Consider the following 14,926-nt stretch of genomic DNA (forward strand, 5'->3'; position numbering starts at 1 on the left):
CGACGAGATGCACAAAATTGGTGGGTCTGAGTAGATTTGAACTACCGACCTCACCCTTATCAGGGGTGCGCTCTAACCAACTGAGCTACAGACCCACTTATGCTCGTTTGTTTCACTCCAAGCTACGTTGCTTCCTTCGTTCAATCGGTCATGTGCTATTTGCACACTCCCTCTTTCTCTTGGTCAGCGCCTTGCCTGTAGCAAAACATCCTTCGCCTAAGTTCCATCCGATAGAACATCGAATGGCGCTCTCTAAAACATCCAACCATGCAATTCGTTGTGAGCACTTACCAGAACGGCAGCTTCGTTTAAGGAGGTGATCCAGCCCCAGGTTCCCCTAGGGCTACCTTGTTACGACTTCACCCCAGTCATGAACCACACCGTGGTAACCGCCCTCCCGAAGGTTAAGCTAGCTACTTCTGGTGCAATCCACTCCCATGGTGTGACGGGCGGTGTGTACAAGGCCCGGGAACGTATTCACCGTGACATTCTGATTCACGATTACTAGCGATTCCGACTTCACGCAGTCGAGTTGCAGACTGCGATCCGGACTACGAACAGGTTTCTCGGATTAGCTCCACATCGCTGCTTCGCGACCGTTTGTCCTGCCCATTGTAGCACGTGTGTAGCCCCGCTCGTAAGGGCCATGATGACTTGACGTCGTCCCCACCTTCCTCCGGTTTGTCACCGGCAGTCTCCTTAGAGTTCCCGACCGAATCGCTGGCAAATAAGGACAAGGGTTGCGCTCGTTACGGGACTTAACCCAACATTTCACAACACGAGCTGACGACAGCCATGCAGCACCTGTCTCAGAGTTCCCGAAGGCACCAATCTATCTCTAGAAAGTTCTCTGGATGTCAAGAGCGGGTAAGGTTCTTCGCGTTGCTTCGAATTAAACCACATGCTCCACCGCTTGTGCGGGCCCCCGTCAATTCATTTGAGTTTTAACCTTGCGGCCGTACTCCCCAGGCGGTCTACTTATCGCGTTAGCTGCGCCACTAAGAAATCAAGTTCCCCAACGGCTAGTAGACATCGTTTACGGCGTGGACTACCAGGGTATCTAATCCTGTTTGCTCCCCACGCTTTCGCACCTCAGCGTCAGTTTTGGTCCAGGGTGTCGCCTTCGCCACTGGTGTTCCTTCCTATATCTACGCATTCCACCGCTACACAGGAAATTCCACACCCCTCTACCAAACTCTAGCTAAGCAGTATCAGGTGCAGTTCCCAGGTTGAGCCCGGGGCTTTCACATCTGACTGACTTAGCCGCCTACGCGCGCTTTACGCCCAGTAATTCCGATTAACGCTCGCACCCTCCGTATTACCGCGGCTGCTGGCACGGAGTTAGCCGGTGCTTCTTCTGCGAGTAACGTCACAGATGCAGGGTATTAACCTACACCCTTTCCTCCTCGCTGAAAGTGCTTTACAACCCGAAGGCCTTCTTCACACACGCGGCATGGCTGCATCAGGCTTGCGCCCATTGTGCAATATTCCCCACTGCTGCCTCCCGTAGGAGTCTGGGCCGTGTCTCAGTCCCAGTGTGGCTGATCATCCTCTCAGACCAGCTAGAGATCGTCGCCTTGGTGAGCCTTTACCCCACCAACTAGCTAATCTCACGCAGGCTCATCTAATAGCGAAAGGTCCGAAGATCCCCTCCTTTCCCCCGTAGGGCGTATGCGGTATTAATCCAAATTTCTCTGGGCTATCCCCCACTACTAGGTAGATTCCTACGCGTTACTCACCCGTCCGCCGCTCGTCAGCAACTAGCAAGCTAGTCCTGTTACCGCTCGACTTGCATGTGTTAAGCCTGCCGCCAGCGTTCAATCTGAGCCATGATCAAACTCTTCAGTTCAAAAAAGTTGTTAGCCGAAGCCAACGAATTTTTGCTCAAAGTAAAACTGGAATAACTTAACTAAACGTAAGTACGTATAGTGTCGTATGAATTCACGAGTCACTTACTTTGATAAGTCTTTGTGATATTCAAAAAGAATATCTGCTGTCCTATCCCAGCAAGTGCCCACACGAATTGCATGGTCGATTTGTTAAAGAGCGTTGCTTGGCGTGCCGTTTGGCTGCTCAAGCGAGGGTCGAAATTATACATCTCAAAACCCGTGAGTCAACGCTTTTTTGCGATCTTTTTTCGTTGTGTTTTCCGAACAATTGATTCGAAAAACCGCTTGAAAAAAGGGCTTCCAGCGAGATCGAAACATCAGCTGGAAGGCCGACTCCGCTGCCACCTCAGCGGCAACGTGGGGGCGCATTCTACAGACCTTAGAACTACCGTCAACGACTTTTTACAATTAATTTCAAAGTCGTTTTATCGCCCCAAATTCAGTTAGCTTTTTTTCTTCTTTTTCGACTTCTTCACGAACTGCGCCATACGCTCTTTCTTCTGAATCTGACGGCGTGTCAGTTCGTTCTTTTTACCTTCAAAGGGGTTCTTGCTTGACTTGAATTCGAACCGAACCGGGGTGCCTTTAATCTGCAGGTATTTGGTAAACCGGTTGATCAGGTAACGCTTGTACGCATCAGGCAATTGATCGGTCTGATTGCCATGAACGATAAACAACGGCGGGTTTGATCCCCCCTGGTGGGCGTATCGCAACTTGATTCGCCGACCATGAACCAGCGGCGGCTGATGATCCGCCACCACATCTTCCAGCAATTTGGTCAATTTGCTGGTAGAGAATTTAGCCATCGCCGAACGGTAAGCTTCTTTTACCGAATCATAAAGGTTACCGACGCCGGAGCCGTGCAGCGCCGAGATAAAGTGGATATTGGCAAAGTCCGCAAACACCAGTCGGCGGTCGATCTGCTTTTTCACATCCTCTTTATCATCGGGCTTCATGCCATCCCACTTGTTGATCGCGATGACCAGCGCCCGTCCATCTTCCAACGCAAAACCCAGCATGTGCAGATCCTGCTCGGTCAGGCCTTCATGGGCGTCCATGACGGCGATAACAACATGGGCGTCCTTGATCGCCTGCAGGGTCTTTACGATGGAGAACTTCTCCACCGCTTCCTTGATATTCTTGCGGCGGCGCACTCCGGCGGTATCAATCAGGGTATAAGGGACCTCTTCCTCACCCTCCTGCCGGGTATAGGGAATGTAAATACTGTCCCGCGTTGTACCAGCCTGGTCGAACACAACCACCCGGTCTTCACCCAGCATCCGATTGACCAGGGTGGACTTACCCACATTCGGCCGACCGATAACGGCGATACGAATCCCTTTCTCATCCGCCTCTTCCGACAGGGCCTCTTCAGACTCCGGGAACGCATCCAGCACCAGCTCGATCAAGCTCTTCACCCCACGACCGTGGGAGGCAGCAATCGGCAACGGCTGGCTTAGGCCTAACTCAAAGAAGTCGGCGATCGCAATATCGGGATTAACGCCATCCGTCTTGTTGACGACCAGGTGGTAGGGCTTATCGGTCAATCGCAAATGGTTGGCGATCATTTCGTCGGCCGGGTTGAGCCCAGCACGACCATCGACCAAAAAAATCACCGCATCGGCTTCATCAATCGCCAGCAGCGACTGTTCGGCCATGACATGATCGATCCCCTCCTCGTCACCGCTGATACCACCGGTGTCGATTACCATAAAGTCTCGACCGAGCATTTTGCCCTGGCCATACTTACGGTCACGGGTTAAGCCCGGGTAGTCTGCTACCAGCGCATCACGGGAACGGGTCAACTGGTTAAACAGGGTCGATTTACCCACATTGGGGCGCCCGACCAGGGCGATCACAGGAACCATGTTCTTGTCCTAGATAAATAAAGAGAGGGCTTTAAAGCCCTCTCAGATCAAATCAGTTACCGATCTAAGTAATCAGTTCTTTTGTAGCTGCAATGCCGAAAGCGTACCGTCGTCACTAAGGGTATAGAGCACATTGTCTCGACTTAGCGGAGGCGATAGCAGTGCCGACGAATCCGCCCGGTAACGCCCGGCAAAATGACCATCGATCGGGTCCAGTAGATGGATATAGCCTTCGTAGTCACCCACGGCAACCAAACCATCGAGCACGGTCGGTGAGCTGACCTGGCGGAAGTATAGTGCTTCCTGCTTCCAGAGTTCGTCACCGTTACGCTTACTGAAGGCCACCACCGAGCCTTCTGCGTCGACAGCAAACAGATTCAAACCATTCTGTGTCAGCGAGCGAAAAGTCGACAGCGGAGAACTCCACAAACGTCGTCCTTCAGATTCGCTGATCGCACTGATCCGACCCTGGTAGCTTCCGGCATAGATCAGCCCCTGATCCAGCAGCAGCGAGCCATCAATATCGACGATGCGCTCCAACTCAGAACGACCTTCGGGCAGGGTGACCAGCGACTCCCAGATCAACTCACCGGTCGCCAGGTCTAATGCTGCCAGCTTGCCGCTGGAGAAGCCTACATAGGCCCGATTCGCGGTTAACAGCGGTGCCGAATCACCTCGCAAGGTCAACAGTGGCTCCGGAGCGGCATAGCTCCAGCGCAGCTCGCCACTCTGGCTATCAAAGGCACTGACCTGACCGTCAATCGTCTGCACCAGCGCCAGTCCGGAAGCAACCTGGGCCGGGGCCGTCGCCTCACTGTTCAGGCGCGTGCGCCAAGCTTCAGTGCCGTCCAACGCGCTCAGGGCAATCAGCTGTCCATCGTAGGCCGACACCAGCACACGACCGTTACCGATACCGACGCCACCGCTAATCGGCAGCTCCAGTTCGCGCTTCCAGACCAGCTTGCCGCTGTCACGTTCAACCGCAACCACGGTACCCTGGTAATCCACCGCAAAGATGCGGCTCGACAGCAGCGCAGGCTGCAACTGATGGTATTTCTCACCCAGCCCACTTCCCACTTGAGCGGACCAGAGTTTTTTCAACTGGTACTCAGCAGTGATCGGCTCCAGCTCAGCCGGCTCGATCTCCTCTTCGCTGCTCCATAGACCACAGCCGCTTAATAGACCGACCAGCAACAGGAGACCGAGGGATTTCAATTTGCTCATGGTTACTCACCCGCACCGGCCAAGTCGCCGCTTTTCATTGCGATCAGCGGCCGGGCGTTACCGGAGTCTGCAGCCTGACCGGATTGATATGCCTGGCGCGCTTCGGCCTCACGACCCAGCGCATTCAGCAGATCACCCTTGAGCTCAAAATAAGCCGCTTCAAAACCCTTCTCCGGTGCGCCACCCAACTGGTTTAAACCAGCCTGAGCATCACCTTGGGCCAACAGCAACTGTGCGATTCGCAGCTTCGCCAACTGCGCAATCGGCGTTTCCGGCTTCTGCTCAAGCAGCCATTGCAACTCCGCCTTGGCTCCATCTAGCTGGCCCTGATCCGCTTGCAGCTTGGCAAGCCATAGCGCGGCATACTGGGCATAACCGGTCGACTGGTAATCAGACTTCAACTGGTTTGCCATGTACTCGGCGCTTTTACGATCTTCGTCCGAAAGCGTCTGTCCGGGTTGGACCAAGGCTTTCTCAACCATTGACTGATACAGCACCGACGCATTCTCTGCCGTTTGCCGCTGATGATCCTGCCATCCCCGCCAGCCGAAAACAGCGATTACCGCAACCGCCACACCGATAACGGTAGAGCGACCATTCTCTTTCCACCAATTCTTGATCGCTTCGACCTGTTCCTCTTCGGTTCTCAGTTCAGACACTTAAATAAACTCCAACTTTACAAAAGACTCAAATTTTCCAGATCTATTCTGTATTTACCATACAGTCCAGCACCAGCCAGTTTTTCTACATGATAACTGCTCGACAATTCTGCAAGCTTATTACGCAAAACCGAAAAAGCATATTTTTCTCTATCAGGAATGGCCCCATGCTTCCACAGATTCACAGACTCAGCATCTACGAGTATTGAAAACGCTGCTCCGCTAGCTTTAGCTTTTGAATTAATATTTTTCAAACCTGAAAAATGAGATTCGACATGAAACGACTCTGATGAATTTCTTAGCAGATCTGCAAGTTTAAACGCATGCTCCTTATATGCCTTGTCAACAGGAGCAACAAATATGTTCTTATCTTTCCTCACAGATTTAGAAACTCCAACGGTTTCCAGAAGTAACACCAAGCGCTCAACTCCCATCGCAAAGCCTACAGCAGGAGTAGGACGCCCACCCAACTGTTTGACCAAGCCATCATAGCGACCGCCGGCACATACAGTTCCTTGGGCACCAAGGCTATCTGTGACCCACTCAAAAACAGTCTTGCAGTAATAATCCAACCCTCTCACCAAGCGAGGATTTATCTCAAAACTAACACCTGCCGCCTTTAAGTAGCTACACAACTGCTCGAAATGCTGCTTTGAATCTGTATCTAGGTAGTCCTCTAATGAAGGGGCTTTCTTAAGAATTTCTTGAGTTTCTGGATCCTTAGAATCCAATACACGCAACGGATTACTTTTGATACGACGCTTAGAGTCATCATCCAACTGATCAAAATGCTCATTCAAATAGCTGACCAGAGATTCCCGATAAACCGCACGAGCTTCGTTACTCCCAAGCGAATTGATCTGCAATGTTACATGATCAAGCAATCCCAAACGCTTCCACAATTGCGCCGACATCAGGATTACCTCCGCATCGATATCCGCGCTGGCCATACCGAAAGTTTCGACTCCGATCTGGTGGAACTGGCGGTAGCGCCCTTTCTGGGGCTTTTCATAGCGGAACATCGGCCCGCGGTACCACAACCGCTGCACTTGGTTAAACAACAACCCATTCTCTTCGCCTGCTCGCACACAACCGGCGGTACCCTCAGGGCGCAAGGTCAGACTTTCGTCGTTGCGGTCGTTAAAGGTGTACATCTCTTTTTCGACGATATCGGTCACTTCACCGATAGAGCGTTTGAACAGCTCGGTTTTTTCAACTATAGGCAGACGAATTTCGCTGTAGGCGTACTGCCCCAGCACCTGCTCAACAGTACTTTCCAGATAACGCCAAACCGGAGTCTGATCCGGGAGAATATCGTTCATGCCACGGATGGCTTGAATTTTTGCCAAGGTAAAAATCCTAACTAAAAATGAAAATCTTTATTCGAGGGTCAAGCGGGCCACGCCCTTGTTGCTGTTCTCATCAACCGGTAACGGCAGGCCACGGAACTCGGCCGTTTCGACCGAGGCACTCTGGCCCAGCAGCAGCTCGACAGGTAGGTTATCCAACTTACGCTCCAACACATTTCCGGCCTGCATTAAGCTGGCAAAAATGGTCTTTCCATCGGTGGTTTTGATACTGACCCAGCATTCGGCTTTAAAGCGAACCAGCAGCAGTGGCTCTGCACCGGTTTCTGCAGTCTCGCTCGAGCCTGTTGTCGGCTGCGGCTCAACCTGGGCCGGCGGCTCAGAGGTCGGAGTCTGAGACTCCTGCTCCATCTGGCGAGCCAGCGCAGCTATCTCTTCATCGCTCAGGTAGCGCGGTTCAGGTTCCGAGTCGGATTGCTCTTCAACAACCGCGTCGTCTGCCGGGGTAGCATCAGCGGCTACACCAACTGACGGATCAGGCTGGTTCGAATCCGACTCAGCCATCGTATCATCACTGCCCACGCTGCCCCGCAATACGGAGGTGTCGGCACCTGAGGACTCCACCTCGCTCTGAGACTGATCCAGTAATGGCACCTGTGCATCCGCCCCCATCTGAGTCTGCCACCACCAGATACTGGTACCGAGCAGGGCCAACACAAAAATGACCACGGAGATCCGCAACATCGGATCCCCCATCTGCGCCTGGGGTTTGACCCGGTTGATACTGGTCACACGGCTTTGGGGCGTCCCACCATGCAGGGCGTTAAAGTCCTCAACCAGTTGATCCGCATCCAAACCCAGTAATTTGCCGTAGCCGCGCAAGTAACCCCGCACAAAGGCCAAACCCGGCAGCTTATCCATCTCGCCGTTTTCGAGCGCCTTAAGCTGCGATACGGTGAGCTTCAGCCGCTCAGAGACCTCCTCCAGGGTTAACTGCTGCTGTTCACGGGCTTGCCGCAGCGACCCACCGGGATTGGGCTGGCCGAGTGTCTCCTCGACCGAATCCTGCGAAGAAAGTGATTCAGCCACTACCGAGACTCCTTATAGCGCTGATATTCAACGGAATTGGGATACATGCTTTTCAGCAGTAGCGCATAGGTTGCCGCCTTGGCAGGATCACTGTTCTCTCTGGCCAGCAGAATACCAAGATACAGACTCTTGGCACTGTGTTCGGCCTGACGTAAGCGAACCAGAGAAGAGAACTGCTGAAAATACTGGTACGACTGACCATACTGCTGACGCTGGTATTCAATCGCACCCAACTCGATCAGCGCGTTGGGTGAATTCGGATTGAGTCGCAATACCTGATGGTACGTCTGTTCCGCCTGATCCATATCGCCGGCATAAACATGGCAACTGGCCAGATTCTCCAAGGCACTGGTGCGCTGATCATAGAGCGGGTCATTGGCGGCTTTAGCCAGGTATTGGCAGGCCTCGCTATAACGCTGCTCGGTCAACAGGAAAATGCCGTAGTTGTTATTCACACTGGCATCGGCAGGCGCGCTCTTGAGCGCCTGCTGGTAGTAATCGTCGGCGATCGCGCTCTCGCCCTGACGCTGAAAAACATAAGCCATCAACATCAAAGAGTTGGCAGCTTTCGGGTCGATCGTTAACGCCTGCTTCAGAGGCCGCTTGGCCTCCTCGTACTGCTGCAACCGAATATACTCACGGGCGACGTTGTTCCAGGCGTCTATCCGTTCGGGCATCGATTTCTGCTTGTAGGTGGAATTACTCTGGGTAGCACACCCCGACAGCACCAATACCGCGACCAATAGAGCGCCTGTTAGCTTCACACACTTTCCTCAATTAAGACCCTTGAGCGGAGACTTCCTGTACAACCGGGATGTATTTTTCACTACGCCTTGTGCGGTCGTCAACCTGACCCACCAGCTGACCACAAGCAGCATCGATATCATCGCCACGGGTACTGCGCACTGTCGTGATAATCCGCCCCTTGGTGGTTATCTCCTTGAACCGTTCCACCGCAGCCGGACGCGAGCGTCGATACCCGGAATTCGGGAACGGGTTAAACGGTATCAGGTTCAGCTTACAGGGGAAATCCCGCAACAGCCTGACCAGCTCACGAGCATGCTCCGGCTGATCGTTGACGCCATCAATCATGGTGTATTCGATCGTAATGACCCGCTTGTCGGCGCAGTGCGACAGATAGCGCTTGGTAGAAGCCAACACTTCCTGAATCGGATAGCGGCGGTTCAACGGTACCAGCTCGTTACGCAGTTCATCGTTAGGGGCATGCAACGACAAAGCCAGAGAAACATCTGTCACCTCACCGAGCCGATCGATCCCCGGAACCAAGCCGGCGGTGCTGAGCGTAACCCGGCGCTTGGACAGCCCGTAGGCGTTGTCCTCCATCATCAATGACATCGCATCGACCACCGGTTCGAAATTCATCAACGGCTCGCCCATGCCCATCAATACGACATTGGTGACTCGACGCTGATCGGACTTAAGCACAACCGGTCCGAAAGACAGAATAGCTACCCGCAACTGACCGATAATTTCCGCCGCGGTCAGGTTACGGTTAAACCCTTGCTTGCCGGTCGAACAAAAACTGCAGTCCAACGAACAGCCCACCTGCGACGACACGCACAATGTGGCTCGATCACCTTCGGGAATCAACACCGTCTCAACGGAGCTACCCCCGTCGAGTCGAAGCACCCACTTACGCGTACCATCCTTCGAATAATCGTGATACACCACCTCGGGCGCTCGAATTTCAGCCACCGCGTCCAGCTTGGTCCGTAACGCCTTGCTGACATTGGTCATCTCATCAAAGCTACCGACTCCACCCTGGTGGATCCATTTGATCACCTGGGTAGCGCGGAACTTCTTTTCGCCGATACTCTCGAAAAACGCTTCCATTTTGCTTTTCGACAGGCCCAGCAAATTAATTTTTTCAGCAGACTGACTCATAAAACACAGCTCAAAGGGAAAACAAGCGCACAGAGCATAGCCCTGTGCGCGCGACGATATTAACCGCCGAAGAAGTAGTTGACTTCACGCTCGGCAGAAGTCGGGGAGTCAGAACCGTGCACAGCGTTGGCATCGATGGTGTCGGCAAAATCTGCACGGATGGTGCCTTCGGCAGCTTCCTGCGGATTGGTGGCGCCCATCAGTTCACGGTTTTTGGCGATCGCGTTCTCACCTTCCAGAACCTGAACAACAACCGGGCCGGAGGTCATGAACTTAACCAGATCTTCGAAGAAAGGACGACCTTTATGCTCAGCGTAGAAGCCTTCCGCCAGCTCACGGCTCAGGGTCAGCATTTTCGCTTCAACGATCTTCAGACCGTTGGTCTCGAAACGGCTGATGATCTTGCCGATTACGTTCTTAGCAACCGCGTCGGGCTTGATGATGGAAAGGGTACGTTCAATTGCCATGGATTTATCTCACCATTTGTTTGAGTAAAAAAACGGTTAATTATAATTTGCTGCTTTAGTCGATAAAAGGGGCTGACCGACACATTGACAACAAAAGATGTGATTACCGTCACCAAAGCCGCAGCTGTTCGCCAGATTCCTGTCTAGACTGAAGAGGAGATCGCCCGAGCATAGGAGTTCAGCATGCCCAATAGCCCGATCAGTCAGATGCTAGAAGCCTGGGATAAACACCTGGTTGAGCACCACCCGCAAGTCAGCTATGAAATCGATGTTTGCCGCGACGATGTATTCAAGCTTGAAGCCCTAGCTGAGCTTTACCAGCTACCACTGGAGGACATCATCGCCAACCTGATCAGCAGCTCACTGAAAGAAGTCGAGCAGAAGATGCCCTACAAGAAGGGCTCCAAAGTGATCCGGATCGAAGAAGGCGATCCCATTTACGAAGATATCGGCTATACGCCCCGCTATCTGGAGATCAAGCGCAGACTGGAGCAACAGAGTCAGAAGCTGGCCGGATAACGCCACTCGACCAGATCACCCAAGCGACCCAACCCTAATCAGAAAAAACGGGGCAAAAAGCCCCGTTGTCATACAGATATAACGTCACATCGGCAATCTATTTAGTCTCTGTCGGCTGCTCCACCGTCAGAAGCTGACGATTTTTCTCCAACAAAATCGCACCGATCCCTTTGACCTCAACCAACTGGTCGACCGATACAAAAGGCCCGTTATCCTGGCGGTAACGAACAATCTCCTGGGCCTTGGTCATCCCAACACCCTGCAACTGCTCCGCCAACTGCTCAGCGGTAGCACTGTTCAAATCCAGGGCAGCAAATGCGGGCAACGACAGACCGATCAGCAGCGCTAACAGACAACACTTCACTCCTTGAAGCATATTCACTCTCCTTAGTGAGTTATATTGAGATACTCGAAAGACGACGTCTTTCAAATACCAAATCACTGTCGAATGACAGCAACCGTCCTTCACTGGACAGCGACAGTCTAGCCTAGCGCTCGAATCTCCGCCAATGCCGACTCCAGCGCAGCAATCGGATCCTGAGCCTGAGTAATCGGGCGCCCCATCACCAGGTAGTCACTACCGGCAGCAACCGCCCTTGCCGGCGTCATGATTCGCTGTTGATCACCAACATCCGAACCTACAGGCCGAATACCCGGTGTAATCAGCTTAAAGGACTCGCCCAGAGCTCCTTTGAGCCGCCCGGCTTCTTGGGCCGAACAGACAACACCATCCAAGCCGCTCTGCTGGGTCAGCCGCGCCAAGTGCTCAACCTGCTCGAGTGGCTCTCGCTGCAGGCCGATCTGATGCAGATCCTGACTCTGCATACTCGTCAATACCGTCACCGCAATCAGCAACGGTCGCGGCCCGTTCACTTTCTCCAACTCATTTCGCGCAGCCTCCATCATCTGGCGGCCGCCCGAGGCATGAACATTGACCATCCAGACACCCAGCTCGGCCGCAGCCAGCACCGCTTTAGCCGTCGTATTGGGAATGTCATGAAATTTCAGATCAAGGAAGACCTCAAAACCTTTATTCTGCAACGCCTCGACAACGGCAGGCCCGCTACGGGTAAACAACTCCTTGCCCACCTTGACTCGACACAGCGCCGGATCCAGGCGACCAGCCATCTCCAACGCCTGCCCCATGGAGGGGTAATCCAGCGCCACGATAATGCGTGAATCCGATTGACTCATAACAACTCCAAAAATAAATACCTAAACCCTGCCAATGCAGAGTTATTCACCCTCAAGCCCCTGAATGGGTCGAACCGATCCCCAACTTCGGCAACTGGGACAAAGCCAGTGCAATTCGCGTCCAGAAAAGCCACATTGCCGACATCGGTAGACCGGATTGGATTGCTGCAACTGCCCCGTCAGGCCTTTGAGCACCAACAGGCTATCGCGCGCCTGGTCCGGCACATAGGCAAGCTGCAGATCGATTAAGCGATTGAAGCCCTTGACCGACGGCCGGCGCTTGAGCTGCTCCGCGATATAAGAGGCCGCTTGGTAATGCCCGTCTTCTGCTTGTTTCAGGTCGGCAATCGCCAATAACGAAGTGGTAGTCGGTGACCGCTGATAACTCTGCTCAAGCGCCGATCTCAACGCCGAAGGCTGATGTAGTTGCTGATAACAACGCACCAACACGGGCACCGCCTCGGAGACAAAGGCAGGATCCTGTTTCTCCACTGCCCGTAAACTGCGGATGGCCGCCTTCCAATTGTTTTGCGCCATCCGAGCTTGCGCCTGCATCAACAGCGCACGAACACAGCGCGAGTCGTACTTTAAGGCCCGAGCCAACCACTGAAGCGCTTCGTCGGCTTGTTGTTGATCAAGATATTGCTGCGCCTGCTCACAACAATAGTGCGCCTGCTGCTGGTGAACATCCTCGTTGTTGCGACTCAACCGCAGACTGGTTTCCAGCGCCCTCTCCCAATCGCTTTCGCGTTGGTATAGCTTGACCAACAACCCCAAGGCCTCATCCCGCATCTCGCCGGAAGCCCCGGAATCCGTGATCTCCAACAGGAGCGACTCCGCTCGGTCCTGCAATCCTGCAGAGAAGTAATCCTGCGCTAACGCCAGCCGAGCCTGACAGGACTCCAGCGGAGTAAGATCCTCAAACGCCAACACTTCTTGATGCAGAGCGATGGCCCGCTGAACCTCGCCACGCCGACGGAACAGCGTCCCCAACGCCAGTCGAACGGGAACCGTGCCGCTATCATGCTCAAGAGCTTTGATGAAGCTCTCGATAGCAGCATCCGTGTGATTATCGATCAGATGGTTGAGACCGGAAAAGTATTCGCTACCAAAGCTGGCCTGGTAGCGATCCAGTCGGTCTTTTGAGCGCTCCCGCCGCCCCAGCCACCAGCCGATAGCCAGCGCCAGAACCAGAGGTACCAGTAATGCGTAATCAGCCATGATCAGCCGGGCTGATTAAGATGTACCGTCCGCAGCTTATCCAGTTCGCGCTCGTACTTGGTTGCAGAGCGACGCGCTTGACCCAGACGGGCTTTCAGCGCCATCAGAGTGATACCACCAACAATAAAGCTAACGACCACACCCATAAAGAAGCTCAGCAGCAGCCAACGGGCAATACTGGCCTCAGGAAACTGGAAGAAAACCAGATCCACGGCGATCTGTTGTTGGTTATTCACAGTCAACAGCACACCAAGCAATAGCAATAGCAGTGCCGCAACAGCGATCAGAATGGCTTTGATTACCCGCACAAGTTAAGCCTCTAGTTATTCCCGTCAGGGATATCGTTTCATGCTTTCGTTTACCTGCTCACGCAGATCCTTGCCGGGCTTGAAGTGAGGGACATACTTAGCCCCCAGCTCCACCGATTCACCTGTTTTAGGGTTTCGACCTGTACGTGGAGCCCTGAAGTGCAACGAAAAACTACCAAATCCTCGAATCTCGATCCTCTCTCCCTGGGACAGGGACTCGGTCATATGATCGAGCATCGTCTTAACGGCCAGTTCTACATCTTTTACTGAGAGATGCTGATGCCTGTTTATCAGGCGTTCAATCAGTTCGGACTTTGTCATGGTCTTCCTCTAACAGAAAGCGGCTTGCTAATAACGCTTACTACCTGCTTAGACCCGGATCAGAAATTCTGACGAAAAAACCAGCCAACGTCTAACAGCTCTTAGTCTAAAGCAGGCCCTACTACCGTTATAACGCTCCCTTCCAGTCAGACTGATCCAGTTTAATTTCAACGAATTAGTTTGACTATGCGTTAACAAACAAGAGTATAGACGCTGTTTTTGGTTTCAACCTGCACCGAATGAACAAAGTCGATTATTCAAGCCCCGCCGATGCCCAGCTGCTTGAGATGATCAACAACCCGCGCCCTTACCTGCTCAATCGATAACCGAGTGCTATCCAGCACCAGCGCATCGTCAGCCGGTTTCAGCGGTGCTACAGCCCGCCCCATATCCCGGGCATCCCGCGCCTTCACTTCTTCCAGAATGACCGGCAGACTAGCATCAAAGCCTTTTTCTATCAATTGCTTATATCGACGCTGAGCTCTCTCTTCGGCACTGGCGGTAAGGAAAAACTTGGCCGCAGCCGCCGGAAATACAACCGTTCCCATATCGCGACCATCCGCAACAAGACCCGGCAGACAGGCAAAATCCCGCTGCCGTTGAAGCAGTGCCGTACGAACCGCGGGGATGGCAGCGACCACCGAGGCGGTCGCCCCGGCTTGTTCGGTGCGAATTTGACGACTGATGTCTTCGCCCTCAAGCACCACCTGCACACCATCAGACGCATCGCTAACTTCGAAGTGAAGATCCAAAGCCCCAGCCAAGGCGGCCAAGGCCGATTCGTCATCCAGCGAAACCGCATGCTTAAGTGCGGCCTGGCCCAACACCCGGTACAGTGCGCCACTGTCGAGTAGCGCAAAGCCCAGCTCGGCGGCGATCAACTTGGCCAGCGTGCCCTTACCGGAACCACTGGGGCCATCAATGGTGACAACCGGGACCTGCTGCTCGGTCATGC

At 53.4% G+C, this 14,926-nt stretch carries 15 protein-coding genes, 1 tRNA gene and 1 rRNA gene; 1 reads left to right on the top strand and 16 read right to left on the bottom strand.

The genetic code is table 11. The annotated features are described in order from the left end of the window. Window positions 1-18: 18 nt before the first annotated feature. The 10 genes from ACO05M_RS15250 to ndk all read right to left on the bottom strand — a co-directional run bounded on the left by ACO05M_RS15250 (window position 19) and on the right by ndk (window position 10,408). Window positions 19-95: transfer RNA gene (locus ACO05M_RS15250), tRNA-Ile, on the bottom strand. Window positions 96-309: 214 nt separating this feature from the next. Next, a 16S ribosomal RNA gene (locus tag ACO05M_RS15255) occupies window positions 310-1,849 on the bottom strand. A gap of 483 nt (window positions 1,850-2,332) precedes the next feature. Beyond that, complete coding sequence (der, locus tag ACO05M_RS15260; RefSeq protein ID WP_421864710.1) at window positions 2,333-3,757, bottom strand: ribosome biogenesis GTPase Der; 1,425 nt, start codon at window positions 3,755-3,757, stop codon at window positions 2,333-2,335. Window positions 3,758-3,829: 72 nt separating this feature from the next. Next, a complete protein-coding gene (gene bamB, locus ACO05M_RS15265) occupies window positions 3,830-4,981 on the bottom strand; it encodes an outer membrane protein assembly factor BamB (RefSeq protein WP_421864712.1) in 1,152 nt (383 codons plus the stop codon). 2 nt (window positions 4,982-4,983) lie between these two features. Then, on the bottom strand, window positions 4,984-5,640 hold the full coding sequence (locus ACO05M_RS15270) for a YfgM family protein (protein ID WP_421864715.1): 657 nt from the start codon (window positions 5,638-5,640) through the stop codon (window positions 4,984-4,986). 17 nt (window positions 5,641-5,657) lie between these two features. Further along, a complete protein-coding gene (hisS, locus tag ACO05M_RS15275; RefSeq protein WP_421864718.1) occupies window positions 5,658-6,989 on the bottom strand; it encodes a histidine--tRNA ligase in 1,332 nt (443 codons plus the stop codon). A gap of 30 nt (window positions 6,990-7,019) precedes the next feature. Further along, a complete protein-coding gene (locus tag ACO05M_RS15280; RefSeq protein ID WP_421864721.1) occupies window positions 7,020-8,036 on the bottom strand; it encodes a helix-turn-helix domain-containing protein in 1,017 nt (338 codons plus the stop codon). After that, window positions 8,036-8,800, bottom strand: coding sequence for a type IV pilus biogenesis/stability protein PilW (gene pilW, locus ACO05M_RS15285; protein WP_421864723.1), 765 nt, complete (start codon window positions 8,798-8,800; stop codon window positions 8,036-8,038). The genes ACO05M_RS15280 and pilW overlap by 1 nt, the downstream gene beginning before the upstream one ends. A gap of 13 nt (window positions 8,801-8,813) precedes the next feature. Then, window positions 8,814-9,941, bottom strand: a complete 1,128-nt coding sequence (gene rlmN / locus ACO05M_RS15290) for a 23S rRNA (adenine(2503)-C(2))-methyltransferase RlmN (RefSeq protein WP_421864726.1) — start codon at window positions 9,939-9,941, stop codon at window positions 8,814-8,816. Window positions 9,942-10,000: 59 nt separating this feature from the next. After that, on the bottom strand, window positions 10,001-10,408 hold the full coding sequence (ndk, locus tag ACO05M_RS15295) for a nucleoside-diphosphate kinase (protein ID WP_114695644.1): 408 nt from the start codon (window positions 10,406-10,408) through the stop codon (window positions 10,001-10,003). Between the two features lie 183 nt (window positions 10,409-10,591). Here ndk and ACO05M_RS15300 point away from each other — a divergent pair, with 183 nt between their 5' ends. Next, the gene (locus ACO05M_RS15300) at window positions 10,592-10,927 is read left to right on the top strand and encodes a hypothetical protein (protein WP_421864729.1); all 336 of its coding nucleotides are present in this window, start codon (window positions 10,592-10,594) and stop codon (window positions 10,925-10,927) included. Between the two features lie 97 nt (window positions 10,928-11,024). On the opposite strand, the gene ACO05M_RS15305 is transcribed toward ACO05M_RS15300, so the two are convergent. The 6 genes from ACO05M_RS15305 to cmk all read right to left on the bottom strand — a co-directional run bounded on the left by ACO05M_RS15305 (window position 11,025) and on the right by cmk (window position 14,924). Continuing rightward, the gene (locus ACO05M_RS15305) at window positions 11,025-11,303 is read right to left on the bottom strand and encodes a ComEA family DNA-binding protein (protein ID WP_421864732.1); all 279 of its coding nucleotides are present in this window, start codon (window positions 11,301-11,303) and stop codon (window positions 11,025-11,027) included. 107 nt (window positions 11,304-11,410) lie between these two features. Further along, window positions 11,411-12,121 carry an orotidine-5'-phosphate decarboxylase gene (pyrF, locus tag ACO05M_RS15310; protein WP_421864735.1) on the bottom strand — a complete coding sequence of 237 codons (711 nt, stop codon included), beginning with the start codon at window positions 12,119-12,121 and terminating at the stop codon, window positions 11,411-11,413. Window positions 12,122-12,163: 42 nt separating this feature from the next. Continuing rightward, window positions 12,164-13,342: a lipopolysaccharide assembly protein LapB gene (gene lapB, locus ACO05M_RS15315; RefSeq protein ID WP_421864738.1), complete on the bottom strand. Its 1,179-nt coding sequence runs from the start codon at window positions 13,340-13,342 to the stop codon at window positions 12,164-12,166. Window positions 13,343-13,344: 2 nt separating this feature from the next. After that, entirely contained in the window at window positions 13,345-13,650 is a 306-nt protein-coding gene (locus tag ACO05M_RS15320; RefSeq protein WP_421864740.1) for a LapA family protein, read from the bottom strand. Between the two features lie 24 nt (window positions 13,651-13,674). Continuing rightward, on the bottom strand, window positions 13,675-13,971 hold the full coding sequence (gene ihfB, locus ACO05M_RS15325; protein WP_114695638.1) for an integration host factor subunit beta: 297 nt from the start codon (window positions 13,969-13,971) through the stop codon (window positions 13,675-13,677). Between the two features lie 257 nt (window positions 13,972-14,228). Beyond that, window positions 14,229-14,924 (bottom strand): (d)CMP kinase, encoded by a 696-nt coding sequence (cmk, locus tag ACO05M_RS15330; RefSeq protein ID WP_421864743.1) that lies wholly within the window; start codon window positions 14,922-14,924, stop codon window positions 14,229-14,231. Window positions 14,925-14,926 lie beyond the last annotated feature (2 nt).

This window comes from Motiliproteus sp. (genome assembly GCF_965230735.1).
In the GTDB taxonomy this organism is placed as follows: domain Bacteria; phylum Pseudomonadota; class Gammaproteobacteria; order Pseudomonadales; family Balneatricaceae; genus Motiliproteus.